This window comes from Ralstonia sp. RL (genome assembly GCF_001683835.1).
Lineage (GTDB): Bacteria > Pseudomonadota > Gammaproteobacteria > Burkholderiales > Burkholderiaceae > Ralstonia > Ralstonia mannitolilytica.
This window is the reverse complement of sequence record NZ_LWRX01000095.1, coordinates 19,873-45,033: the sequence shown is the minus strand read 5'-3', so window position 1 is coordinate 45,033 and position 25,161 is coordinate 19,873. Positions and strand designations below refer to the sequence as shown.

Here is a 25,161-nt window from a genome sequence, read left to right as displayed (position 1 = left end):
AGAGCATGACTATCAACAGACTTGATGAAGAATCCGGCTTCGGGATTACGGACATTATTGAGTTCGCCCGGCGCAATGCAGCCGTGTTGGCAGCAACGACACTAACTGGGGGGATACTTTCAGTCGGCATTGCGATGACGATTCCCAAAGAGTGGTCAGCCACCGTCGTACTGCAAGTTGGTCAGATATATTCGGGCCCCACTGGCCAAAATGGGGTTACATATATTGAGCCACCGCCGCGAGCTTTGGAACGCGTCAAGCTTGGCTCTTTCGAAAATGCCGTCCTAACACAACTTGGACTGCCGTTGGCCACTGACGTCAACAAAGAAACGGACATCATCCGCGGCTCGGCTCGCGCCATGTTGATTCGCAATGCAGATCTCATCTCAATCACAGTCCGAGGCTTCAGTGACGCACGAGCCAAGCAATATGCGGAAGCGTATGAACGCGAACTCATCAATGAGCACGCCTTACTAGCTAAAGCTTCCATCGGTCGATTGGCGTCCGATCTACAAGAGGTTTCCACGGCGCTGAATACCGAGCTAGCTCGGCGGGCGGAGCTTGATAAAATTGCCAAGTCGAGCTTGGCACAGGCTGGAGCTGGCCGGTTTTCCGAAAGCGTGTTGTTAAGCGAGCTGATCAGTCGGAATGATGCAGAAATCAGAACCCTGCGCTTGCGCAAATCTGCACTGCAAGAGCAACTCAATCCTGAGCTTACGTTCAACACGCGGGCATTGGGAGACGTGGACATAAGTCGAAAGCCGATATATCCGCAGAAATCGGTTTTTGGCTTACTAGGCGTGATGGCAGGACTCATCGTTGGCGTACTGCTTGGCGCATGGCGCGAAAAAAAGCATCTCGCTTAGCCTCTTCCCCGCTTTGCTGACAATGCCCAACATGGTTACCAGCCCTCCGCAAGTTATCGAACCCTACGCAATTGGCGATTTGCAGGGTTGCTGTTTGGCTCTTGCGAAGTTGCTGGCACAAATCCCCCCCAACACCCCCCTGCGCTTCGTCGGCGACCTCATCAACCGCGGCCCCGACTCCCTGGCCACGCTGCGCCAGGTGATCGCCCTATGCGAGGCGGGGCGGGCCCGCACCGTCCTGGGCAACCACGACATCCATCTCCTGGCGGTCGCTGCCGGCGTACGCAAGCCCGGCAAGCGCGACACCATCGCCGACATCCTGGCCGCACCGGATTGCGACCAGCTCATCACGTGGCTGCGCCATCAACCGCTGGCGATCTTCGAGAACAGCTTCCTGATGGTCCATGCCGGGGTACTGCCCCAATGGACCACCGGCGACGTGCTGGAGCTCGCGGGCGCAGTCGAGCGGGAGCTGCGCAGCGCACACTGGAAGACCTTCCTGGCCGACGCGTTTGACAACCAGCCCGACAAGTGGAGCCCCGATCTCGTGGGCATGGACCGTCTGCGCCTGACCATCAACGCCCTCACCCGCCTTCGATTCTGCAAGCCCGACGGCACGATGGAATTCGAGACCACGGATGCCGACGGCGCGCCGGACGGCCACATGCCGTGGTTCGACGTGCCCGGTCGACGCACACGCGGCACGCCGATCGTCTTTGGACACTGGTCGACGCGCGGGCTGGTGATGCGCGACGACGTGATGGGCCTGGATACGGGCTGCGTGTGGGGCGGCAAGCTTACAGCGGCCAAGCTGGCGCTGGCGCCGGCCGATCGAAGCGTCGTGCAGGTGTCGTGCGAGCAGGCGCAGGACCCGCTCGCCCACAAGGCGAAGTAGCTGAAACGCCCTAGCCCGCGCGGTGGATCAGCGCGGCGACGGCCTGCTCGCTGTGCGCGGCCAGCGCGCGACGGTCCATCTCAGGGGCCATCGCGGCCCCCACGAAGACTTCCACCACCAGCGGCGGCCCGTTGAGGATGGCGTTGACGGAATCGAGCAGCGTCAGGTCGTCGATGTACGCGGGGATCGTCGTCAACTCGCCCGTGGCGGCGATGCGATAGCGCAGCGCCAGCGGGCGGATCGGCGCGCCGGCACTCACCGGCGCCTGGAACAGGTTGGCGTGAAACGGCAGCAGTTGCAGCCCGCTCGACGTCGTGCCCTCCGGAAACACGCACACGACATCGCCCGCGCGCAGCGCATCCGCGATGGCGTGCATGATGCGGTGCGCGTCGCGCTTGCGGGCGCGCTCGACAAACAGCACGCCGGTCTGGGCGCACAGCCAGCCGATCACCGGCCAGGAGCGGATCTCCGATTTGGCAACGAAGCGCGGCGGGTGCCAGCTGTTGATCGCGTAGATGTCGAGCCACGACACGTGGTTCGACACCAGCATCGAGCCGGCCAGGTCCTTGGCGTCGGCGGTTTCGCCGCGCACGACCAATGAGACGCGGAACAATGCCAGCAGCTTGCGCGACCACCGCTGGATCAGCGCCTGCTTGGCGCGCGGCCCGATCCACCAGAAGAGCAGCGCGCAGGTGACGATGCCTTCGGCCAGATGCACGAGCAGCCGCAGCTTGCGCAGCACGAACTTGCGCTGCGGCACGGACGCCGCTGGAGCCGAAGACGTGGCCTCGGGCGCGACGTCGCTCATGCCGCCGTCACTGCGCGTCATAGGCGAGATGGCCCGCGACCAGCGTAGCGCGCACGCGGCCGGCCAACTCGAAACCGAGGTACGGCGAGTTCTTGCCCTGGCTGCGCAGGCTGCGCGGCTCGACCTTCCACGTCGCCTCGGGGTCGAACACGCACACATCGGCCATCGCACCGACTTCCAGCGAGCCCGCCTGCAAGCCCAGCACACGGGCCGGCTCGCTGGTGATGCGCGCGAGAGCCTTCGGAAGCTCGACCTTGTGCTCGGCGGCCCAGCGCAGTGTCAGCGGCAGCAGCGTTTCGAGGCCCGTCGCGCCGGGCGAGGCCTCGGCAAACGGCAGCAGCTTCTCGTCGTCGTCCACGGGGGTGTGGTCGGAGCAGATCGCGTCGATGGTGCCGTCGGCCAGGCCGCGCACGATGCCGTCGCGATCACGGCCGGAGCGCAGCGGCGGCACGAAGCGCATCTGCGAATTGAAGTAGCCGATGTCCACGTCCGTCAGCGAAATGTGGTGGACGTTCACGTCGCACGTCACAGGCAGGCCTTCCGCCTTGGCGCGGCGCACGAGCTCGACGCCGGCGGCCGACGACAGGCGGCACAGGTGCACGCGTGCGCCGGTGCTGCGCATGAGTTCAAAGATCGTATGCAGGCGCACCGTCTCGGCCATCACCGGCACGCCTGAGAGGCCAAGCCGCGAAGCCAGCGGCCCGCTCGCCGCCACGCCGCCCTTGCCCAGGTACGGGTCTTCAGGGCGCAGCCAGACCGTAAAGCCGAACGTCTGCGCATATTGCAGCGCGCGCATCAGCACCTGCGTGTCGGCCATCGGCGCATCGGCTTGCGAGAAGCCCACGCAGCCCGATTCGGTCAGCTCGGCCATCTCGGTCAGCACGGCGCCTTTCAGGCCGACGGTCAGCGCGCCGAGCGGATACACGTGCGCCTGGTTCAGGTTGCGCGCGCGGAACTTCAGCATCTCGACGAGGCCTGGCTCGTCCAGCACCGGGTCGGTATCCGGCGGGCACACCAGCGACGTGACACCGCCCGCCATCGCCGCGGCCATTTCCGACTCGAGCGTCGCCTTGTATTCGAAGCCCGGCTCACGCAAGCGGGCAGACAGATCGATCAGGCCCGGGCAAACGATCAGGCCCGTCGCGTCGATCGTCTTGTTGGCATGGAAGTCCGCCGGTGCGTGGCCCACGCCCACGACCTTGCTTGCCGCGATGTACAGATCCTGTTGCGCGTCGATGCCGTTGGCCGGGTCGATCAGGCGGCCACCTTTGATATGCAGTTTCATCGGTTTCTTAGTCGTTGTTGCCAGCCACGATGCCCATCACGGCCATGCGGACCGCGATGCCGAACGTCACCTGGTTCAGGATCACCGACTGCACGCCGTCGGCCACGGCGGAGTCGATCTCCACGCCGCGGTTCATCGGGCCTGGGTGCATCACGATGGCGTCGGGCTTGGCCAGCGCCAGGCGCTCCTGCGTCAGGCCATAGGCCTTGAAGTACTCCTGCGCGGACGGCAGCAGCGCACCGCTCATGCGCTCGTTCTGCAGGCGCAGCATGATGACGACGTCAACGCCCCGCAGCCCCTCTTCCATGCTGTGGAAGACCCGCACGCCCATGTGTTCGAGGCCGCTCGGCAGCAGCGTGCGCGGCCCGATGGCGCGCACTTCGGCGCAGCCCAGCGTCGTCAGCGCGTGGATGTCGGAACGCGCCACGCGCGAGTGCAGGATGTCACCGACGATCGCCACCGTCAGGTTGGAGAAATCCTTCTTGTAGTGGCGGATGGTGTACATGTCGAGCAGCCCCTGCGTGGGGTGCGCGTGGCGGCCATCGCCGGCGTTGATCACGTGCACATGCGGCGCAACGTGTTCGGCAATCAGGTACGGCGCGCCCGAACTTGCATGCCGCACGACGAACATATCGGCCTGCATGGCCGACAGGTTGTTGATCGTGTCCAGGAGCGATTCGCCCTTGCTCGTGGACGACGCGTTGATGTTCAGGTTGATCACGTCCGCCGACAGCCGCTTGGCCGCGATCTCGAACGTGGTGCGCGTGCGCGTGGAGTTCTCGAAGAACAGATTGAACACGCTCTTGCCGCGCAGCAAGGGCACCTTCTTGACCTCGCGGTCGGCGTCCGAGACGGACACGAACTGCTGCGCGGTGTCCAGCACGTGCGTGAGGATGTCGCGCGACAGCCCCTCGATCGACAGCAGGTGCTTGAGCTCGCCGTTTTTCGTGAGCTGCGGGTTGGCGAAAGTCTTGGGCATGAGAAACGAAAAGCGACGAGGTCAGGTCAAGTCAGGACAGGACAAAGCAGAAGCGATGCAACGCGCAAGCTCAGGCACCCTTGGGCTCGCGCGTGAACGTGAAGCGCGCGGCGCTGCCCTCGCCCGTTTCGCCCAGCACGAGCGATTCGTTGGCGGGCAGCGAGACGCGTTCACCGATGTAATCCGGCGCCACAGGCAGTTGGCGTTCGCCGCGGTCCACCAGCACGGCCAACTCCACCGCCGCGGGGCGGCCGTAGTCGAACAGTTCGTTGATGGCCGCGCGGATGGTGCGGCCGCTGGCCAGCACGTCGTCCACCAGCAGGATGCGGCGCTCGTTCACGTCGAATGGCAGCGTGGTCGGCTGCGCCTTGGCGTGCAGGCCCTTCTTGGCGTAGTCGTCGCGGTGCAGGGCGACGTTGACGACGCCGTATTCCGACAAGCCGAGGTCATGCGCCAGGCGCTTGGCGATCCAGGCGCCGCCGCTCACGATTCCGGCGATCGACCAGGTGTGGCCCTCGGCCATGCGCGTGCGCAGTTGTGCAACGAGGCTCTGGTACAGCGCCTCGGCATCGATCTGTTGCGATGTCATGCGAGTTCGTCGAAAAACTGTTGGAGGATGATGCGCGCGGCCTCGGCGTCGAGCACATCGTCGGAAGCCCCGGCATCCTGCGCGGCGATCGACGAATAGCGCTCGTCCACCCACGTGACCGGCAGGCCGTAGCGGCCGTGCAATTGATTGCCGAAGCGCTTGGCGAGCTTGATCATCGGCTGCTCTTCGCCATCGGGGTGTACGGGCATGCCGACCACGAAGCCGACCGGCTGCCATTCGTTGACCAGGCGCGTGATCTGCGCAAAGCGGAAATCGACCGAGCGATTGGGAATCGTCTCCAGCGCCCGTGCCGAGCGCGAGATCGTGTTGCCCAGCGCCACGCCGATGCGCCTTTCGCCGTAATCGAATGCCAGCAAGGTGCCTTCGGCCGGCACGCCGGCGTGGACTGCCCGACCCGCAGACAATGCGGGCTCAGGCATGCCCTGCCTCGCCCGACAGCATGGCGGGGTTGATGCCGAGCAGGTTCAGCGCGGCAGCAAACCGCTCCTCGGCCGGCACGTTGAAGATGATGTCGGGATCGGCCTGGACGGTCAGCCAGCCGTTGCGGCCGATTTCGTCTTCCAGCTGGCCGGCGCTCCAGCCGGCATACCCGAGGGTCAGGATGAAGCGCTGCGGCCCGCCGCCCTGGGCGACGGCTTCGAGCACATCCTTGGAGGTGGTCATTTCCAGCCCGCCCGGCACCACCAGCGACGACGAATACGCGCCCGTGGCGTCATGCAGGACGAAGCCGCGCTCGGTCTGCACCGGGCCGCCGTAATACACGGGCTGTTCTGCGAGGGGGTGGATTTCGAGCTTGAGGTCGATCTTGTCGAACAGCGTCGCCAAGTCGATGTCGATGGGCCGGTTGATCACGAGGCCGAGCGCGCCGCGCTCGTTGTGCTCGCACATGTACACGACCGTGCCCGAAAACGTGGAGTCCGCCATGCCGGGCATAGCGATGAGGAACTGGTTCGTGAGATTGATGGGTGCGTCCGGCGAGGCCATGCGGCTAGTTTACCAAAAGGGCCCGGTCATCGCCCCTTCCATTTGGAGGAAACGGCGCGGGGCGCAGGGTTTTTTGTGGCGGCTCAAGCACCCGAGCTATCGGGGCGTGCCGGCGTGGCATTGAGCGCCTCCAGGTCTGCCGGGTCCAGCCAGCGCCACGCGCCAGGGGCCAGATCGTGGCCCAACGACAGTCCGCCGATGGCGCTGCGGTGCAATGCGGCGACGTGGTTGCCAGCCGCGGCAACCATGCGTTTCACCTGGTGATACTTGCCCTGCGTGAGCGCCATGCGCAGGTGGTGCGAGTCCACGCGCTCGGCCCAGGCGGCGGCGACGTTCTCGTCTTCATCGGCCAGCAGCACGCCGGCGCACAGCTGGGCGACCTGCGCATCGGTCACGGGCTCGGCGGTGGTGATCTCGTACACCTTGGGCACCTGATGACGCGGGCTGGTGAGCGTGTGGACGAACTGGCCGTCGTCGGTGAGCAGCAGCAAACCGGTGGTGTCCTGATCGAGCCGTCCGACGCATTGCACGCCGCGCTCGCGCAGCGGCACCGGCAGCAGCGTGTAGACGCTCGGATGATGCTTCGGCTTTTGCGAGCACTCCACGCCGGCAGGCTTGTTCAGCATCAGGTAAGCGCGAGCGTGGTACGTCCAGCGCTCGCCGTCCACGTCGAGGACCAGTCCGGCGGTATCGACCAGCGCGTCGGGGTCTTCCATCTCGACGCCGTCGATGGACACGAGCCCCGCCAGCACGAGGTCCTTGCAATAGCGGCGCGTGCCAAACCCCTGCGATTGCAGGATGCGGTACAGCGGGAGACGGGCAGGAGAATCAGCCATGACGACAACGTGAAAAAGAAAAAGCGCGCCGATTTTGCGATACGCTCGGCCGATCCGAAACCCACCGACCACACAGCATGCCGCCCACCGGACCCCGCCAACCCTATGACATTGGAGCGCATTTCGAGCGCGGACTGGTGTGGTTCCGGCGTGACCTGCGGCACATCGACCACGCGGCGCTGCATTATGCCCTGCGCCACTGCCGCGAAGTCTATTGCGTGTTCGTGTTCGACCGCGACATCCTGGATGCGCTACTTGCGCGCGGCCTCAAGGCGGACCGGCGCGTGGAGTTCATCCTTGCCTCCGTCGAGGAACTGCGTAGCGTGTTGCGCGAGGCCGGCGGCGACCTCATCGTCGTGCACGACCACCCGCGCGAGGCCGTCCCGCGCATCGCCCGCCAGCTCGACGTGCAGGCCGTCTTCGCGAACCACGACGAGGAGCCCCAAGCGCAAGCCCGCGACGAAGCGGTGCGCAAGGCGCTGGCGCAGCAGCCGTGCGCCTGGTTCGACTTCAAGGATCAGGTGATCTTCGAGCGCAGTGAAATCGTGAACGGCCAGGGCAAGCCATACGGCGTGTTCACGCCCTACAAGAACGCGTGGCTGGCGGCGCTCTCGCCGTTCGATGTGCGCGCGTATCCGACGGAGCCGTACTTTGGCGCGCTCGCCAAGCCGCACGCACTTGCACGCGCCACGCCTTCGCTGGAAGCGCTGGGCTTCGTGCGCTCGAATCTCGCCGACATCGCCTTGCCTACCGGCATGCGCGGCGCCCAGACGCTGCTCGACGATTTCGAAGGCCGCATGGACGACTACCATGCGCGGCGTGACTTCCCGGCCCTGCGCGGGCCCAGCTACCTGTCGACGCATCTGCGCTTTGGCACCGTGTCGATCCGCACAGTAGCCGCGCACGCGCATGCCGCCATGCTGCGTGGCAGCCGGGGTGCGGCAACGTGGCTGTCGGAGCTGATCTGGCGCGATTTCTATTTCATGATCCTGCATCACCGCCCGGACCTGGCCGATGGAGCGTCGTTCCACCCGGAGTTCGACCGCATCCGCTGGGTAGACGGCGAAACCGGCGAGGCGCGCTTCGCGGCGTGGAAGGCGGCGCGCACCGGTTACCCGCTCGTGGACGCCGCCATGCTGCAGATCCACCAGAGCGGCTACATGCACAACCGCCTGCGCATGGTGGCAGCCAGCTTTCTGATCAAAGACCTGGGCGTCGACTGGCGGCGCGGCGAGCAGTACTTTGCCGACGTCCTCAACGACTTCGACTTCGCCGCCAACAACGGCGGCTGGCAATGGGCGGCATCGAGCGGGTGCGATGCGCAACCGTGGTTCCGCATCTTCAACCCCGTCACGCAATCGGAGAAGTTCGACCCGCAGGGCCGCTTCATCCGCAAGTACCTGCCGCAGTTGGCGAAGCTGCCCGACCGGTACATCCACGCGCCCTGGACCGCGCCCGCCGACGTGTTGAAGGCAGCGGGCGTCGTGCTCGGCGAGACCTACCCGCGGCCCATCGTCGACCACGCGGGCGCACGCGCGGCTACGCTCGAGCGCTACGCGATCACCAAGGCAAACCGCACGTCGGGCGCCGAAGCGGCTGCATTACGCAAGAGCGGCAACGAGTGAAGCGCGCACCAAACGCAACGGGCCGGTAACACACCTGCCCGTTGTCGTTCCCGCGCGGCGGGGCATCACCCCAGGTTGGCGGCCGGCGCGCGTTCGCCGATCAGCGTGCGCAGATGCTGCAGCAGCTCCTCTTCGTTGTACGGCTTGCCGAGGTAGACATTCACGCCGATCTCCGCTGCGTAGCGGCGGTGCTTGTCCGCCGTGCGCGAGGTGATCATGATGATCGGCGTGGCTCCGATGCGCTCGTCCGCGCGTACGTTGCGCGTGAGGTCGAAGCCGTCCATGTGCGGCATTTCGATGTCGACGAGCATCGCGTCGGGCGTGATCTCCTGCAGCTGACGCAGCGCATCCACACCATCGCGCGCGAGCACGGCCTGATAGCCGGAGCGCGTCAGCAGACGCTGCGTGACCTTGCGCACCGTGAGCGAATCGTCGACCACCATGACGATCGGCGCGGTGGCCAGGCCCGGCACTGCATCGGTGCTGCCGTTGCGCTGCAGCTCGGCCACCGCGCCCGTCGTTTCCTGGTCGGCTTGCGGCAGGCCCAGTGCGGCGGCTTCGCGCTCGAAGCGCTGCGTGAGCACCACCGGGTTGTAGATCAGGACGATCTCGCCGTCGCCCAGCGTCGTGGCACCGGCAATGCCCTCCAGGCGTGCGAGGTGCGGGCCGATGTGCTTGACCACCACTTCGCGGTTGCCGATCACTTCGTCCACGTGCACGGCGGCACGGTCCGCACCGCTGCGCACCACAACGGCCGGGGAATACTTGCGCCCACCCGTAACGGCCTGCGCCTCTTCAAGCAGCGCGCCGAAGTAATGGAACGGCACCGGACCGCTCGGCAATTGCAGCGCCGCCGCGTTGTACGCCTCGGCAAGCGCCTGTGGGCGCAGCTGCTGCACGTGGTCGATCATGCCCGACGGGATCGCATACACACGCTCGCCCACGCGCACCAGCAGCACCTGCGTAATCGCCGTCGTCAACGGCAGGTGAATGGTGAAGCGCGTGCCGACGTCGGGCGTGGTCTGCAGCGAAATCCGGCCGCCCAGGGCGACGGTCTCGGCGCGCACCACGTCCATGCCGACACCGCGGCCCGCCAGCTCCGACACCTGGTCGGCGGTGGAAAAGCCCGGCGTGAAGATCATCTCGGTCAGGCGCGCGTCGCTCGCTTCCTCGTCGGGGGCCAGCAACTGGCGCTCGAGCGCCCGCGCGCGGATGCGGTCGAGGTTGAGGCCCGCGCCGTCGTCCACGAAATGCAGCACGACCTCGTTGCCTTCCTGCTGCACTTCCAGCGTCAGCTCGCCGGCCGGGGCCTTGCCCTTGGCGCGGCGCTCGTCGGCGGGCTCGATGCCGTGCGCAACGGCGTTGCGGATCATGTGCTCGAGCGGTCCGCCCATGCGGTCCAGCACGCTGCGGTCCAGCTCCACCGTACCGCCCTTGATGAACAGGCGGACTTCCTTGCCGGTTTCGGCGGCGGCCTGGCGCGCCACGCGATACAGCCGATCGGCCACCGTATCGAACTGCACCATGCGCGCGCGCATCAGGCTGCGCTGCAGGCCGCGCGTGAGGCGTGCCTGCGTTTCCAGGTCGAGCGAAGCCTGATCGAAGCCGCGGAACAGGTTCTGCTGCACCGTCGCCACGTCGTTCACGCTCTCGGCCATCATGCGCGTGAGTTCCTGCAGGCGCGTGAAGCGGTCGAACTCCAGCGGGTCGAACGCTTCGGCGTGCGCGGCGGCGTCGGCAATGCGCGACTCCATCTGCGTTTCGGCCTGGATCTCGATCTCGCGCACCTGGGCACGCAAACGCGCGACGTTGTCGTTCAGTTCCGACAGGTACGTCTTGAGCGCATCGACCTCGGACTCCAGACGCGCACGTGCCGCACCGACTTCGCCGGCGTCGTTGATGAGGGCATCGAGCGCGCGCGCCTGCACGCGCACCATGGCGCGCTGGCGTTCGGCCACTTCCAGGGCTTCGGCTTCGGCACTGCGCGTGCCGGCGAGGTCCACGCTGGTCGTCGCGGCCACGGCCGGCAGCATCGACGCGCCGGACGGGGCCTGCGCGTCGGGCGCGACCTGCTGCGACTCAGCCGCATCGGCCAGGCCCGCATCGAGCGGCAGCACGTTGCCCGCGCCCAGCGCATCGACGTGCGCCTGGATGCGGTCGAACCAGACGTAGAGCTTGCGGAACAGCGCGTCGTCCACCCGGTTCTGCCGCAGGCCGGCCTCGATGGCGCTTTCCATTTCATGCGCGGCCTGGCCCAGCGTCATGGCGCCGGCCATGCGTGCACTGCCCTTCACGGTGTGCAGATTGCGCAGCAGCAGGCCGGCGGTGGCGCGGTCCTGCGGTGCGGCTTCCCACGTGCGCAGTTGCTGGCCGAGCTCCGGCAATGCGACATGCGCCTCTTCGAGGAAGATTTCGAGCAGCGCCGGGTCCAGTGCGTCGGTCGGCGCCTGCCGCACGAGTTCGGCGACGGCGGGTTCTGCGGCGGGCGCCTCGTATACCGGCACGAGTGACGGCGTGATCCCGGTCGGCTCGAATGCGGCTTCGTCGGCCAGGCCGGCGGTTTCGTTCTCGGCTTGTTCGGCGTCGGTCAACACCGGCGGCGCGGGCTCCAGCGGCAGGCGCGGGCGCACCAGCACGCGCTCGCAAAGCTCTCCCAGGCTACGACGCAGCGACTCGTCGGCATCGGGCCACACGCTGGCGGCAAACTGATGCAGCATGCCGCGCATGCGCTCGACGGCCTGGTCGAGCAGACGGAAATCGCCCGGGTGCATCGCCACCGGGCGGCTGTGCAGGTTCAGCAGCACCTGCTCGAGCGCATCGGCCAACTGGCGCACGGGCTCGAGTTCGACCACGGCGGAGCTGCCCTGCAGTGTGTGCGCGGCACGCAGGGCCAGCTCGCTCGGGGGCGTGCGGCCTTCGTGGCGCCATTCCGAAAAGTCGACGCCCAGGCGCCGGATCAGGTCATCGGCTTCCTGCAGGTAGACGTTGTACAGCGCCACGCTGATGCGCACCGGCCCGATCTCCTTCACGCCGTCGTCGTGTGGGGTCTCTTCGGGGTCGCCGGTCTGCGCGAATGGGAACGGGATCACCTTGGCGTCGCCATCTGCGGCGGGCGCGGCGTCCGAGTCGGCGGGCGGCGCCGTGAATGCGGCGATGGAAGCGCCGGACTCGCCGTCCGCGTCTTCGGATTCCGCTTGCAAGCCTTCGGCCTGCACGTTCGGAGCCTCGGGCTCCGCAGCGGCCGGTTCGTCCCAGACGAGCGACGATGCATCGTTGACCGGCGCGGCGGGCGCCGCCTCCTGCGGCTGCGCCACGGTCTCGAGCCACACGAACGGCCCGCCATGGCGCACGCGCTCGGCCGCCGCGACGAGCGGTTCGATCGGGTGATCGGCCTGCGGCGACTGCGCAATGGCCGCCGCCCATGCCGACAGTTCCGATTCGGCGCGCGCGAGCAACGCAGCGAGGTCGTGCGTGGGCACGCGGCTCTCGGCAAGCCACACGTTCATGACCTGTTCGATGGCCCAGGCCGCTTCGCCGTAGCGCGTGAGGCCGACCATGCGGCCGGAGCCCTTGAGCGTGTGGAACGCCCGGCGCAGCTGCGTGAGCAGATCCAGGTCGGAGCCGGCGGCCACACCGCCCGTGCCGGCATCCGCGGCGGCGTGCAACGCTTGCAGATCGGTGCGCACGCCGGCCAGCACGTCTTCGGCTTCGGACAGGAAGATGTCGAGCAGTTCGGCATCGATGGATTGCGTGTCACGCGCAGGCACGGCGGGCGCGGGGCCCGTTGCCGGCACGGCCACCGGCGCGGCCAGTGCGGCCTGCAGCCGCTCGAGCGCGCCGGCGCTGCCCACCTGCCAGGCATCGAACTGGGCCAGCGCCTCTTCCAGACGGCGGCGGCGGGCCGGGTCGTCGTCGATGGCGGCGGCGTCACGCGCCTGTTGCAGCGCGGTGCGCAACTCGGCGGCCAACGGGTCGGCGGGGTCAACCGGCTGCTTGGCCAGCAGGCGATCCAGCAGCGCGTGCAGCGGCGACGCGGTATCGGCCTCGATCGCGCTGCTGGGTTGCACGTCGGTATGCGTTTCGCGGCGGGTGAGCATGCCCGATTCCGCATCGAATGCGAACGCGCGCCAGGCGGTCTCGCGCTCGGTCGGGGTCAGGCGACCTTCGATGACGATCTCGTCGATCTGCGTGCTGCTCAGCTCCGTGCCGGCAGACAGCGCGTCGAGCAGGCTCTGCAGGCCGCTCACGTTGGCAGCCAGCGCGGCGAGATGGCTTTCGCGATCGGCGGCTGCACCGCTGCCGGTGGCCTGCAGCGCGGCGATGGTGGACTGGGCGGCCGCGGTCGCATGGAGCGCCTCGCCGGCGTCCAGCGCTGCGAAGGCGTTGTGCATCTCGCCAAACAGCCGCGCAGCCTCGTTCAGGCTGCCGCCCTCGTCGCCCTCTCGCTCGAACGCATCGAGGTGCGTTTCGGCAGAGGCCAGCAGCGTCTGCAGCGCGCGGACCTGTTCGGCACGGGTGCGGCGCTGCGCGATTTCGTGGGCCAGCAGCGTCAGCCAGGCGGGAGCCGGTTCGGCGTGATCGCGCTCAACGGCGCCCACATGCTCGGCCAGTTCGCCGCAGCGGGCGGCAAACCAGGCGCTGCGCAGGTCGCCGGATTCGCCATGCAGCGCCCACGGTCGCGCCAGCATGCGCGACAGGAATTGCAGCGTGGGCACCACGTCGTGACCGCGCGCCTCTGCCAGCCGTTGCGACAGATCGCGCAATGCGGGCTGGCCCAGCGTGTCGGTATGCAACGCGAGCGTCTGCAGCGCGGCGTGGAGTTCCTCGGCGTCGGGCGTAGGCTGCTGGCTGAGCGCGTCGAGCGTGCGTCCGACGCGCTGCAGCGTCTCGCTGGCATCGGCGGGCAGCAACGCGTAGTACTGGCGTGTATGCAGGGCGCCGGCCGGTGCGTGCGTGGGCGGAATCGCAAACGCCTGGACGCAGGCGACGATGTCCGGGCCCAGGGTGTCGTCCCCGACCGGCGCGGCAGGCGCGTTGCCGTAGGCCATGCCGGCCAGCAGGTACAGGGCGTCGTTCAGCAGGCCCTGCGGCAGTTGGATGTTGTTCTGCGAATACTGGCGCAGCAGCAGGTTGACGCGCGCGGCCAGCCGCTTGGCCATCAGGTCGGCCGGCACGAGGCCCGCGCGCAGCGCACCGAAGGTGAGCGCCAGCACGAGCCAGAGATCGCGCTGGAGGTCGTCGCCGGCGCGGCGCGGTTCGCGCTCGAGTGCGCGGATGTTGTGCAGCAGGTCTTCCAGCGGCGCGTACGCGGCGGCAGCGGCGGCCGGGTCGGCGTCGGGGCCATCCACGCCGGCCGGGGCGCGCAGCGCGGTCAACAGCGCCAGCTCGAACTTGCGGCGCAGGCGCGCCAGGCCCGCCAGGTCACGCGAGGGCAGCAGCAGCGCCGGCAGGTGGCGCAACTCGTCGGCCCACAGGTCGGCCGGGTGGATGCGCTCTTCGCCCAGGCGGGCGAGCACGGCCTGATACGGCTGGAACAGGCGCAGCGGCTCTTCGGCCATGCCGGCCATCAGGTCGGCCACGTATTCCTGCAGCGCCTGCACGGCGCGCGAGAACACGTCCAGCGTCTGCACATCGGCCGGTACGGTGCCCGCATCGACGGCTTCGAGCAGGCGCTTGGCGGCCTGGCAGTACACCTCCACACCGCGCAGGCCGACGATCAGCAGCGCACCGGCAGCCTGGTGCAGGTACTGGCCGGCCAGGCGCAGCGACGTCGTATCGCGCGCGCCGAGGACTTCCGGATGGGCAATGACGTCCGCCGCGTATTCGCCGAACTCGCGCACCGCGTCGTCCAGCGCGGCGCGCATGTTGGGCACAACCCAGGCGAGCGCAGAAAGGTCGCGCGCCGGCACGGAAGACGGCGCGCGCGCAGGGGCTCCAGCCGCCTCAAAGGAAGCGGTTTCGGGCTGGGCGGAAGATGGATGACGCATGTGTGCTTCCAAAAAGCAGGTGGCGGTTGCCGCGTTGACCGCTTGGCGCTCCCGCCCGAAATCCAGTGACGACGTGACGCCGATCAAGCGATGCGGAACCGCGCCACCGAGTCACGCAGTTCTTCGGCAAGCTGCGTGAGCTGGCGCACCGACTGCGCAGTCTGGCGCGTACCGTTGGACGTCTGTTCCGTGATGTGCAGGATCTGCTCGATGTTCTGCGCAACGTCCGAAGCCAGCGTCGCTTCGTGCGAGGTCGTCTGCGAAATGCTCTCGATCAGCTCTGCAAGCTGGCGCGACACGCGGCCGATCTCCACCAGTGCGGCACCGGCGTTATCGGACAGCTTCGCCCCTTCCACCACGCCCGCCGTGCTGCGCTCCATGGCGTGCACCGCGTCCTGCGTGTCGGTCTGAATCGTGCGGATCAGCGCGCCGATCTGCTTGGCTGCCTCGGCGGAACGTTCTGCCAGGCGCTGCACTTCTTCTGCCACCACCGAGAAGCCGCGGCCGGCTTCACCAGCGGATGCCGCCTGGATGGCAGCGTTCAGTGCCAGCACGTTGGTCTGCTCGGTAATGTCCGAGATCAGCTCCACGATTTCACCGATCTCCTGCGACGATTCGCCCAGGCGCTTGATCCGCTTCGAGGTTTCCTGAATCTGGTCACGGATGTCGTTCATGCCCGAGATCGCGTTCTGCACGGCCTGCTGGCCTTGCTCGGCAGCGGCCAGCGAGGCGCGTGCAACGTTGGCCGATTCGGCTGCGCCGCGCGAAACCTGCGTAATGCGGTCCGCCATCTCCACCACCGACTGGCCAGTCTGGCGAATCTGGCGCGACTGTTCTTCCGATGCGGCCACGAGGCTTTCCGACGTGCTCTGCACCGCCGACGATGCCTGCGTCACCTGCTCGGCCGTCTGCTGCACCCGGCCGACCAGCTCGCGCAGTTCTTCCACCGTGTAGTTCACGGAGTCGGCAATGGCGCCGGTAATGTCTTCCGACACGGTGGCCTGCTTGGTCAAGTCACCGTCTGCGATGTCCTGCAGCTCGTTCATCAGACGCAGAATGGCGGCCTGGGTGGCGTCGTTGTTGCGCTTTTCCACCATCCGGCGCTCTTCGGCTTCACGCTGACGCGCTTCGGCTTCCATCGTTCGCACGCGCGAATCGCGCAGGTACAGGGCAGCGAGGCCCGCCAGGCAGACCACGGTGAGGATGGCCGACAGCACCACCGCGCCGAGGGTCAGCGGGCGGTTGCGCACGCTGCTCGCATACGCCGACTGCAGATCCGACAGGTCGGCACGCAGCTTTTCGTTGTCGTTGAAGATCTGCTGCTGCGCGCGCTTGGCGGCGATCAGGCCCGGCAGGTTCTCGAGGATGATCTGCGTGGTCTTCTGCACGTTGTCGAAACGCGTCGACAATTCTTGCAGGTAACCCTTGGTCTCGGGGTCGGTGGCGGGCGACAGGCGCAGCGCTTCGGAGCCGTTGAGCAGGCCGTTCAGCGTTTCGCGGAAGGTGTTGGTGTCCTTGCCGAGCAGGAACGCCGTTTCCGGGTTCACGCCTTCACCGGCCAGGAACTCGTTCATGTTCTTACCGAGGCGCTGCGTCAGCATCACGAGCTGCGACGAGGCGGCCACTTCACGCGCCGGCGCGTTGGTCTGCAGCTTCATCGAGGCGATCTGCTCGGCTTCTTCCAGCAGTTCGGGGTTGGACGCGTTGAACACGTTCAGCGTCTTGCCCACCGCCACCAGCGTCTTCTCTTGCGCGAGCACCGCCTGGGCGCTCTTTTCGCTGCGCTTCCATTCTTCGATGGACTTGTCGAGCAGCGCCTGGGCGTCGCCGCCCGAGGTGGCGCGCACACCGCGATCGGAGTTGCCGTTCTTGAGCGCGTCGAGATTGTCCTGCAGGCGCGCGCGGCTCTCCTTGAGCTGGGCGAACGCGTTGGCGTTACCGAGCAGCGCCACGGGCACCGCCTTGGCCAGACGCTGCGAGTGCATCAGCGTGTCGCCGGCGATTTCAATCTGGACGGAGCCGTTATTTGCCTGGCGGTTATCCAGGTACACGGAAATCAGCAGGGCCAGCAGGCCGAGCACCAGGCCGATCGTGAAGACACGCTGCTGCGCCGCAAAGGGCACGCGCTCCATCCAGCCGACCACGGCGTCGATGGGCGTGCGGCCCAGCTGCGTGGGAGGGCCGGCAGGATCGTCGTCATCCACGTGGGGCGCATTGTCGGACTGCGCCAACTGCACGGCGGCGGCCGACGCCCCTTCCGCTGCAACCTCCGGCGCCCCTGCCCTGCGCCCCGCGTTGAACCACTTGAACCCCATAGGACCCCTCTTGTCTTGTCGACGCCGCCCCCGTCTGGTTGGGATCGACGGCATGGATTTCCCATCCGCGTCCACGCCTTGTCATGCCTGGCGTGGTCCGCACCTCTTGCCCTGTGCGCGCCCGCTCCCGTCGCGAACGCGCCCAATCGCTTGTTGTGTGCTGCCGGGCCGATCGAGCGGCCCGGTCGGTACTACGTATGCCGCACGGTCACGCGCGGCTGCGGCCCACCTGCAGGAAGGCCGGATCGGCCAGCAACTGCCGCACATCGAGCTCGCGCCACAGGGTGCCCTGCGCATCGCGCCAGGCGCGGCCCTGCCACGGACGGCTCTCTTCCGTGGCCACGTCAGCCGGCTGCAGATCGGTCAGGCTGCGCAAGCCCGCCACACGCGGCACGACGATCGCGCACGCCCGCTGCGGGTCCTTGGACAGCACCACGATCTTGGCGCCGGGGCCCGCGGCCGTGGGCGCCTCGCCGCAGAACAGGCCGAGGTCGATCACGCCGAGCAGGTTGCCGCGCGCATTCACGAGACCGAGGTACCACGGCTGCGTGAGCGGCACGCGCGTGGGCGCCTGGTAGTCGAGCACCTCGCCCGTGTCGGTGAGCGACAGAAGCCAGTGGCGCTCGCCGACCTGCACGCCGAGGAAGCCTTCCGCCGACGACTTGGCGCGCGCCTCCTGCAGGCGGCGTGCGAGCATCGCCTGGTATTCGTGCAGGCGCTGGCGCGAGGTCAGGTTGGTGCGCTGTTCGTTCACGTCTGGCTCATCTCCGTGCTGCATCTGTGCTGCGCGCCCGACTTGGCGTCGCGAGGTTGAACAAGTTGCTGCGGCGTTACTGCGCCAGCTTCGCGATCTTGTCGAGCAGGTCTTCGGCCTTCACCGGCTTGACGATGTAGTCCGACGCGCCCTGGCGCATGCCCCACACGCGGTCGGTCTCCAGCCCCTTGGTCGTGCAGATGATGACCGGGACGTCCTTGAAGCGATCGTCCTTCTTGATCGCGCGGGTCGTCTGGTAGCCGTTCTGGCCGGGCATCACCACATCCATCAGGATCAGGTCGAACGGCTCGGCCTCGAGCTTGGCCATGGCCTGCTCGCTGTCGGCCGCAACCGTCACCTTGAAACCGTTCTTGCCGAGGATCTCCGACAGGTGCAGCGCTTCGGTCGGAGAATCATCGACCACCAACACTTTCTTGATTGCCATACAAACAGTCCTTCGTTAAGGGAGATGCCATCACTGCGCGGCCAGGGCCTGGGCCGGCGCCGCGGGCAGATGCGTCTGGACCGCCTCAAGCAGCGCTTCCTTCGTGAAGGGCTTGGCGAGGTGATCCACCGCCCCGACCAGCCGGCCGCGCGCACGGTCGAAGATTCCGTCGCGCGAAGACAGCATGATCACGGGTGTGGCATGAAACTTCGGGCTTTTCTTGATGAGCGAGCAGGTCTGGTAGCCGTCGAGATTCGGCATCAGGATGTCGCAGAACACGAGATCGGGCTTCAGGTCACCGACCTTGGCCAGCGCATCGAAACCGTCTTCGGCCAGCACGACCTGGCAGCCGGCCTGGGAGAGAAAGATCTGCGCGGTACGGCGGATGGTGCTGGAATCGTCGATCACCAGGACTTTGCAGCCCGCAAGCGGCGTCACAGCACTGGCCAGCGTGGAAGACGCCAGCGGTTGGGAGTCGGTCAGTTGTTCCACCCGCGCGGTTTGCATCATGTTCTCGCATTGCGCGACCACGGGTCGCCACGACATTCTGACCGGATGGATCGCGGCAAATCGCCGCGCAGCGCGCCCGAACGGCCACGCTGGCGACGACTTCAAAACTACGCCCCCCGGCCCGCTTATGAAGTGTGAAGCTCAGAATTTGACGAAGTGTGACAAGTCACCTATTCGCCGTCAATGGCGCCGGCTTGTCGCCGACCGCTTGTGGCATGGAAGCGACGAGACCTTTCGGATGCGTCACTTGCCGATATCTGGCGGCTGGCAAGAGGGCAATCGCTCACTTGCCGGCCGTGGGACAGGTCAGATCCGGATCAGATCTGCACCATTTCGAAGTCTTCCTTGCGCGCGCCGCACTCGGGGCACGTCCAGTTGATGGGCACGTCTTCCCATTTCGTGCCGGGGGCGATGCCGTCGTCGGGCGCACCCTGTTCTTCGTCGTAGATCCAGCCGCAGATCAGGCACATCCACGTCTTGTATTCAATCTGTTGTTCCATAGGGCAAAGCTTCGGTGGTTCCGTCTATTAAAATGGCAGGCCAGATGGTACCCAAACCCGCCCCGGCACGCCAGAACACGCACGGCGGCGGCGCGGCGTTTGACTGCATCCGGCTGGCATCTGCGTCAAACCACTGCATATCCGACTTCAAACCGCGCCGCTGCGCCATTTCGCGTGGCGCCACTCTATTCCACTCGTTTCCATGTCGACTCCTTCCCGTAGCGCTGCCCTGTTTGAACGTGCCCAGAAGACCATCCCCGGGGGCGTGAATTCGCCCGTCCGGGCCTTCCGCTCCGTGGGCGGCACGCCGCGCTTCATTGCCAAGGCAGCCGGCCCGTACCTGTGGGACGCCGACGGCACGCGCTACATCGACTACGTCGGCTCGTGGGGCCCGATGATCGTTGGCCACGCACATCCGGACGTCGTGCGCGCCGTGCAGGAGGTGGCGGCCGACAGCTTCTCGTTTGGCGCGCCGACCGAGGCCGAAGTCGTCATGGCCGAGGAAATCTGCAAGCTGGTCCCATCGATCGAGCAGGTGCGCCTCGTATCGTCGGGCACCGAGGCCACCATGAGCGCGCTGCGGCTGGCACGCGGCTTTACCGGCCGCGACCTGATCGTCAAGTTCGAAGGCTGCTACCACGGCCACGCCGACAGCCTGCTGGTCAAGGCGGGCTCGGGCCTGCTGACGTTTGCCGACACCACGCAGAACGCACCTTCGTCCGCCGGTGTGCCCGAAGACGTGGTCAAGCACACGATGGTGCTGCCGTACAACGACGTTGGCGCGCTGCGCGAGGCATTTGCGCGGCACGCTAACGAAATCGCCGCCGTGATCGTCGAGCCGGTGGCCGGCAACATGAATCTCGTGCGCGGCAGCACCGAGTTCCACCAGACCATGCGCTCGCTATGCACCGAGCACGGGGCCGTGCTGATCTTCGACGAGGTGATGACGGGTTTTCGCGTGGCACTCGGCTGCGCGCAGGCGCTGTACGGCATCACGCCGGACCTGACATGCCTGGGCAAGGTCATCGGCGGCGGCATGCCCGCTGCGGCGTTTGGCGGCCGGCGCGACATCATGGGTTTCCTGGCGCCGCTGGGCAGCGTGTACCAGGCCGGGACGCTGTCGGGCAACCCGCTGGCCGTGGCGGCGGGTCTCACCACACTGCGCCTGATTGCCGCCGACGGTTTCCACGACCGCCTGGCCGCGCAGACACGCAAGCTCGTCGATGGGCTGTCCGAGATTGCACGTGAAGCCGGCGTGCCGTTTGCCGCGGACAGCGTCGGCGGCATGTTCGGCATCTATTTCCGCGAAGGCGTGCCGACCAGCTTCTCGGAAGTGACCCAGAGCGACGTGGGCCGCTTCAATGCGTTTTTCCACGCGATGCTGAATGAAGGCGTGTATCTGGCGCCTTCGGCTTTCGAGGCGGGGTTCGTTTCCTCAACGCATGATGATGCGGTTTTGGATGCGACTTTTGCGGCCGCGCGGAAGGCGTTCAAGGCCATCTGACCCGACCGGATTGAGGAGCGAGGCCGCGCAGGCCTCCCTTTCGTTTCCCGTCGTATCCGGGATTGGAGCCGCCGCTGTGCGGCTCCTTGTCATTCAACGCGGTGTTCGACGAGTTCGAGCGTTTCGGCAAGCACATCGGCGCGATTTGAATAGCCACCTGAAAATCGCACAACGCGCCCAAGCTCAGGGGCATACCAAAGTGTCGCCTTGTATGGAACGGAGCTGGAGCCCATGCCGTTCATGTAGCCACCCCGTTGCAGGTAGCCGCGATAGGCAATGCGGATGGCCCGATAGGTGCCTGCCGCCACCCGGATCGTCTCTTCCTGCTCGGCAATGCCCTCCAGGCTGATGTCGGTCCCCCGCTTCGATCGGCTGTACGCGACCTTCCAGCGATTCCCCACCTTCACGTTTGGCGGCACCCAGCCGCCCGGAGGCGTAGCCACGTCAAACTCGCCCCCAATCGAGGTATTGATGCGGTCAAGCCTGCCATCGAGAAACTCAACGCGCGCGCCCTGGTTGAAGAACACGCGGCCGTTGTCGATTCGGTCAACGCGGTAGGAGACATCGTGGCTTCTGCGAGTGAGGTCGTCGCGCAATTGGTAGCGCCAGACTTCACCCACCTTCGGCGAACCAACTGAGGACGCCTGCGTCGGTACGGCATCTCCCGGTCGATTGACCGCTGCCGCCCGGTAGCTGGCCATAGCGGCAACACCGCGCGTGCGAATCTCCGGAATCCAGGCGGCCGGAACCGCCTGCTGGCGCGCGTCCTTGGGCGAGCCCGGGCTGACGAGAATCCCAACCAGCCGCCCGCTCTCATCGAACAGGCCACCGCCGGCAGCGCTGGCATCGGCCGCAACCGAAGCGTCGATGCGATCGAGCTTGCCGTTGGTATCCGCCTGCAGGCCGGCGATCGTCGCCGTGCGCACGACGATCGCGTTGCCGCTGACCGACGCGGCCACGACCTTCTGCCCGAAGCCGGGTGCGACCGCTACCGACAACGGCACGCCGGGTGCATTCAGGTCAGGCACTTTCAGCAGGCACAGGTTGCGCTCCACATCCGGTGCCTCGAGCGTGGCGCCGTAGCTGACGTTGCCGCGGCGCACCGCAATCGTCCTGGAGCCGGCCAGCACATTGCAGGTGGTGACGATCTGACCCGGCCCGATCGCGACACCGGACCCGGCGCGCAACAGGGTCTCCTGCTGCCCGTGGGCCTGGACGGCATAAACACTCGCGTTCAACTGCTCCAGGTCGAGCGCGAAAGCGGGCGTGGCAGCAGCAGAAAGCAATCCGAGAACAACGGGCAAACGGTAGGTGTGCATGGCAGCGAAGGACGGGAACGGTAGAACAGGCGCGGGCGGACGTTGCACTGCCCGGCATCGCAACATGTAAAGGCTGATGGGCACGGATCAGCGCGGCAGCACGTCGCGCAGGTCGTCCATCGTTGGGCGCTTGGGCTCGCGGCCAGGCTGAACCGGCGCGCTGGGCTGCACCGCTGGCACAGACGGGTTGCCGGACGTAGCCGCGCCCGAGGCCGGCGTGCCTGACGCGACGATCACGGGGCCGCTGTCGCCCCCGCCGTTGCGTGCATCGATGACCACGCTCTCGCCCATGCTCACCCGGATCAATTCCGGATAGTCGTAGGCCGCGCCCGAGCTGGTATCCACCACAACGCCAATCGCCCCGCCAAACAGGATGTTGCCGAACGCAAGCGCCTTGGTGGCGGAGACCACCGTCGCCTGCCCTGCATCCATCCCATCCTTGTCGCACCGGACGGTCAGGTTGCCGTACGCACGGCCAATCGTGACCGTGCCGGGTGTCGTTACGTAGTAGGTGCCCTTGCTGTTGACCATTTCACAGCGCGCGCCGTCCACAGGACGTTCGGCTTGATGGGTTTCGACGGAGACCACCTGCCCGGTGCCGCCGACAATGGACGCGCAACCGCTAGCCAGACTCGTGCTGGCAATGACCAATAACAGCGTTGACCGCATTTTCCCTGACGCCCTGGTGTTGTTCTTCTATTTCTTCCGATATCTGCGTTCTGGCAGATGGCCGGTAATGTAGCGCGGCGATTGAACCGGACGCGCCCTACTTCAGCAGGGTGGCCAGCATAATCGAAATTCTTGGCCGCCCACAGTATTGCCAGTTTGATTTGCCAGTCGCGCATAACGCTCGAACGGGCCAGGCTTGATGCATTCACCCTTTCAAGAAACACCGCCGCATTGCAATCACTCGGCCAGGCGGCGCGGAATTCAACAGGCCTTGCTTGCGGAAAGCGATATACGGCGGCGCGCCACAGCCAAATGCAATCAAACCGCCTTCACTGCCTCCGCCAGTTCGGCGCCGATTTCCTCGGAGGCGGCCACCATGGGCGGCCGCAACACGTTCTTCACCAGCCCTTCGGCGGCTAACCAGGCCTTCAGCGGCCCCGGGTTCGTCTGCGCAAACAGCAAGCGGATCACGGGCGCCAGCGCATGATGCAAGCGCCGCGCATCGTTCAGGCGTTGTTCATGCACGGCTCGCGCCATCTCCACAAACAGCTCGGTCCGCACATGGGCGGCCGCAATGATCGCGCCCACGCCGCCCGCGCACAGCGTGCCGAATGCCTGGGCATCCTCGCCCGCCAAGACTTGCAGCCGGCCGTCGGCAATCACGCGCTGCGTCTTGTCGGCATCGCCGCCGCAATCCTTGATGCCATGGATGTTCGGGTGCGCGGCCAGCGCGAGCAGCGTTTCGGTCTCGATGGTGGCACCAGTGCGATACGGGATGTCGTACAGCAGCACCGGCACGCGCGACGCATCGGCCAAGGCAGTGAAGTATTCGATGAGCCCAGCCTGCGATGGGCGGATGTACGAAGGCGCCGGGATCAGGAACGCGGCCGGACGATGCCCGGCAAGGCGCAGCATGCGCTCGTGCACCGGTGCCAGCGCGCTGCCCGACAGGCCCATCACGACCGGCAGGCCATCGGCGGCGGCACGCACGGTATCGAGCACGTCGGCCTGCTCCTGATCGGTGAGCGCGGCCGCCTCGCCCGTGCTGCCGCACGCGACGAAGCCGGCGACGCCCAGGCCGCGATAGCGCACGACCAGCGCATACAGCGCGCCGTAATCGACCGAGCGCGCCGCATCCTCGGCAAACGGCGTGACGATGGGCACCCAGATGCCCGCGTACGACGGACGCATGCTGGCGGACGAGGGGGTGAACGGGTTTTCAAGCATGACAACACTCCTGGACGAATCAACGACCGATCGAAGACCGTCAGGAGAGCATCGGGAAGGCAGGCCCGCGAGATGCGGGTGAGTAGATCAACCGTGTCGAACCGCTGGTTGTCCGCTGTTCCGTCGCCCATCTGACGGAACAGCGCTCCGGTCAGACGAGCGGCTGTTTGGAGGCTTTTTTGGCGCGTGCGAGCGTCGACGCAACCGACCGGCTGAAGGCCGGTGCCGTGCGGTTCGACGAGGCAGGGGAAATCACGCGCATGGAAATTGTCAAAAATGTCCCAATACCGTACTGATGTGTGACCGGAGCGTCAAGCGCATAAGCTAGAGATGGCCGGAACGCCGTGAGACGATGTCGGTCTCATGCCACATCTGTTGCCGATTGTTCGATCCAGAAGAGGACTTCATGACCCCTGCCCTGACCTTCCGCTCGACGCGTTTCTCGATGCTGCGCGCGCTGGCGCTGTCGCTGGCCGTGCTGGCTGCACCGCTCCTGTCGGCCTGCGGCTACAACGACTTCCAGTCGAAGGATGAAGCCACCAAGGCCGCCTGGGCCGAGGTCGTCAACCAGTACCAGCGCCGCGCCGACCTGATCCCGAACCTGGTGAACACGGTCAAGGGCTATGCCTCGCACGAAAAGGACACGCTCGAGGCCGTGACGCGCGCCCGGGCGGCCGCCACGAGCATCCAGGTCACGCCGGAAACGCTCAACGACCCCGAGGCGTTCAAGAAATTCCAGCAGGCGCAGGGCGAGCTCTCGAGCGCGCTGTCTCGGTTGATGGCGGTGTCGGAGAACTACCCGCAACTCAAGGCCGACCAGTCGTTCCGTGATCTGCAATCGCAGCTCGAGGGCACCGAGAACCGCATCACCGTGGCGCGCCAGCGTTACATCAAGTCGGTGCAGGACTACAACGTGCTGGCCCGCAGCTTCCCGACCAACCTGACGGCCAAGGTGATGGGCTACCAGGTCAAGCCGAACTTCACGGTCGAGAACGAGAAGGGCATCTCCACCGCCCCGGCGGTGAAGTTCTGACAAGCACTTG

At 66.6% G+C, this 25,161-nt stretch carries 21 protein-coding genes; 5 read left to right on the top strand and 16 right to left on the bottom strand.

Annotated elements, in window-relative coordinates; genetic code table 11:
• The first annotated feature begins 5 nt into the window (after nucleotides 1-5).
• On the top strand, nucleotides 6-866 hold the full coding sequence (locus A6M56_RS09190; RefSeq protein ID WP_286758080.1) for a GumC domain-containing protein: 861 nt from the start codon (nucleotides 6-8) through the stop codon (nucleotides 864-866).
• 31 nt (nucleotides 867-897) lie between these two features.
• A complete protein-coding gene (locus tag A6M56_RS09185; protein WP_102080975.1) occupies nucleotides 898-1,761 on the top strand; it encodes a symmetrical bis(5'-nucleosyl)-tetraphosphatase in 864 nt (287 codons plus the stop codon).
• Between the two features lie 10 nt (nucleotides 1,762-1,771).
• Here the strand turns inward: A6M56_RS09185 and A6M56_RS09180 are convergent, their stop codons facing one another.
• The 7 genes from A6M56_RS09180 to A6M56_RS09150 form a co-directional block, all read right to left on the bottom strand.
• A complete protein-coding gene (locus tag A6M56_RS09180) occupies nucleotides 1,772-2,590 on the bottom strand; it encodes a lysophospholipid acyltransferase family protein (RefSeq protein WP_102080800.1) in 819 nt (272 codons plus the stop codon).
• The gene (locus tag A6M56_RS09175; RefSeq protein WP_062737515.1) at nucleotides 2,577-3,854 is read right to left on the bottom strand and encodes a dihydroorotase; all 1,278 of its coding nucleotides are present in this window, start codon (nucleotides 3,852-3,854) and stop codon (nucleotides 2,577-2,579) included. The genes A6M56_RS09180 and A6M56_RS09175 overlap by 14 nt, the downstream gene beginning before the upstream one ends.
• 7 nt (nucleotides 3,855-3,861) lie before the next feature.
• On the bottom strand, nucleotides 3,862-4,833 hold the full coding sequence (locus tag A6M56_RS09170) for an aspartate carbamoyltransferase catalytic subunit (protein ID WP_045786145.1): 972 nt from the start codon (nucleotides 4,831-4,833) through the stop codon (nucleotides 3,862-3,864).
• A gap of 70 nt (nucleotides 4,834-4,903) precedes the next feature.
• On the bottom strand, nucleotides 4,904-5,422 hold the full coding sequence (gene pyrR, locus A6M56_RS09165) for a bifunctional pyr operon transcriptional regulator/uracil phosphoribosyltransferase PyrR (RefSeq protein ID WP_102080799.1): 519 nt from the start codon (nucleotides 5,420-5,422) through the stop codon (nucleotides 4,904-4,906).
• The gene (gene ruvX, locus A6M56_RS09160) at nucleotides 5,419-5,862 is read right to left on the bottom strand and encodes a Holliday junction resolvase RuvX (protein WP_045786143.1); all 444 of its coding nucleotides are present in this window, start codon (nucleotides 5,860-5,862) and stop codon (nucleotides 5,419-5,421) included. Before ruvX ends, pyrR begins: the two co-directional genes overlap by 4 nt.
• Complete coding sequence (locus A6M56_RS09155) at nucleotides 5,855-6,427, bottom strand: YqgE/AlgH family protein (RefSeq protein ID WP_045786142.1); 573 nt, start codon at nucleotides 6,425-6,427, stop codon at nucleotides 5,855-5,857. The genes ruvX and A6M56_RS09155 overlap by 8 nt, the downstream gene beginning before the upstream one ends.
• An 83-nt stretch (nucleotides 6,428-6,510) precedes the next feature.
• Complete coding sequence (locus A6M56_RS09150) at nucleotides 6,511-7,263, bottom strand: 16S rRNA pseudouridine(516) synthase (RefSeq protein WP_102080798.1); 753 nt, start codon at nucleotides 7,261-7,263, stop codon at nucleotides 6,511-6,513.
• A 77-nt stretch (nucleotides 7,264-7,340) separates the two neighbouring features.
• Here A6M56_RS09150 and A6M56_RS09145 point away from each other — a divergent pair, with 77 nt between their 5' ends.
• Nucleotides 7,341-8,888: a cryptochrome/photolyase family protein gene (locus A6M56_RS09145; RefSeq protein ID WP_102080797.1), complete on the top strand. Its 1,548-nt coding sequence runs from the start codon at nucleotides 7,341-7,343 to the stop codon at nucleotides 8,886-8,888.
• A 65-nt stretch (nucleotides 8,889-8,953) separates the two neighbouring features.
• Here A6M56_RS09145 and A6M56_RS09140 read toward each other — a convergent pair whose 3' ends face one another.
• The 6 genes from A6M56_RS09140 to A6M56_RS09115 form a co-directional block, all read right to left on the bottom strand.
• Entirely contained in the window at nucleotides 8,954-14,875 is a 5,922-nt protein-coding gene (locus A6M56_RS09140; RefSeq protein ID WP_102080974.1) for a hybrid sensor histidine kinase/response regulator, read from the bottom strand.
• An 83-nt stretch (nucleotides 14,876-14,958) separates the two neighbouring features.
• The gene (locus A6M56_RS09135) at nucleotides 14,959-17,190 is read right to left on the bottom strand and encodes a methyl-accepting chemotaxis protein (RefSeq protein WP_045786138.1); all 2,232 of its coding nucleotides are present in this window, start codon (nucleotides 17,188-17,190) and stop codon (nucleotides 14,959-14,961) included.
• A 208-nt stretch (nucleotides 17,191-17,398) separates the two neighbouring features.
• Nucleotides 17,399-17,944, bottom strand: coding sequence for a chemotaxis protein CheW (locus tag A6M56_RS09130; protein WP_045786137.1), 546 nt, complete (start codon nucleotides 17,942-17,944; stop codon nucleotides 17,399-17,401).
• A 76-nt stretch (nucleotides 17,945-18,020) separates the two neighbouring features.
• Nucleotides 18,021-18,389: a response regulator gene (locus A6M56_RS09125; RefSeq protein WP_045786136.1), complete on the bottom strand. Its 369-nt coding sequence runs from the start codon at nucleotides 18,387-18,389 to the stop codon at nucleotides 18,021-18,023.
• A 30-nt stretch (nucleotides 18,390-18,419) separates the two neighbouring features.
• The gene (locus A6M56_RS09120; RefSeq protein ID WP_045786135.1) at nucleotides 18,420-18,935 is read right to left on the bottom strand and encodes a response regulator; all 516 of its coding nucleotides are present in this window, start codon (nucleotides 18,933-18,935) and stop codon (nucleotides 18,420-18,422) included.
• 281 nt (nucleotides 18,936-19,216) lie between these two features.
• A complete protein-coding gene (locus A6M56_RS09115; protein ID WP_003261842.1) occupies nucleotides 19,217-19,399 on the bottom strand; it encodes a rubredoxin in 183 nt (60 codons plus the stop codon).
• A 202-nt stretch (nucleotides 19,400-19,601) separates the two neighbouring features.
• Between A6M56_RS09115 and hemL the strand changes: the two genes are divergently transcribed.
• On the top strand, nucleotides 19,602-20,903 hold the full coding sequence (gene hemL, locus A6M56_RS09110; protein ID WP_102080796.1) for a glutamate-1-semialdehyde 2,1-aminomutase: 1,302 nt from the start codon (nucleotides 19,602-19,604) through the stop codon (nucleotides 20,901-20,903).
• 89 nt (nucleotides 20,904-20,992) lie between these two features.
• On the opposite strand, the gene A6M56_RS09105 is transcribed toward hemL, so the two are convergent.
• The 3 genes from A6M56_RS09105 to dapA form a co-directional block, all read right to left on the bottom strand.
• A complete protein-coding gene (locus A6M56_RS09105) occupies nucleotides 20,993-22,222 on the bottom strand; it encodes a S1 family peptidase (RefSeq protein WP_045786133.1) in 1,230 nt (409 codons plus the stop codon).
• An 87-nt stretch (nucleotides 22,223-22,309) separates the two neighbouring features.
• Nucleotides 22,310-22,753: a hypothetical protein gene (locus tag A6M56_RS09100; protein ID WP_052698598.1), complete on the bottom strand. Its 444-nt coding sequence runs from the start codon at nucleotides 22,751-22,753 to the stop codon at nucleotides 22,310-22,312.
• Between the two features lie 456 nt (nucleotides 22,754-23,209).
• Nucleotides 23,210-24,118 carry a 4-hydroxy-tetrahydrodipicolinate synthase gene (dapA, locus tag A6M56_RS09095; RefSeq protein ID WP_102080795.1) on the bottom strand — a complete coding sequence of 303 codons (909 nt, stop codon included), beginning with the start codon at nucleotides 24,116-24,118 and terminating at the stop codon, nucleotides 23,210-23,212.
• A 406-nt stretch (nucleotides 24,119-24,524) separates the two neighbouring features.
• Here dapA and A6M56_RS09090 point away from each other — a divergent pair, with 406 nt between their 5' ends.
• The gene (locus A6M56_RS09090; RefSeq protein WP_082062813.1) at nucleotides 24,525-25,151 is read left to right on the top strand and encodes a LemA family protein; all 627 of its coding nucleotides are present in this window, start codon (nucleotides 24,525-24,527) and stop codon (nucleotides 25,149-25,151) included.
• The last annotated feature ends 10 nt before the right edge of the window (nucleotides 25,152-25,161 follow it).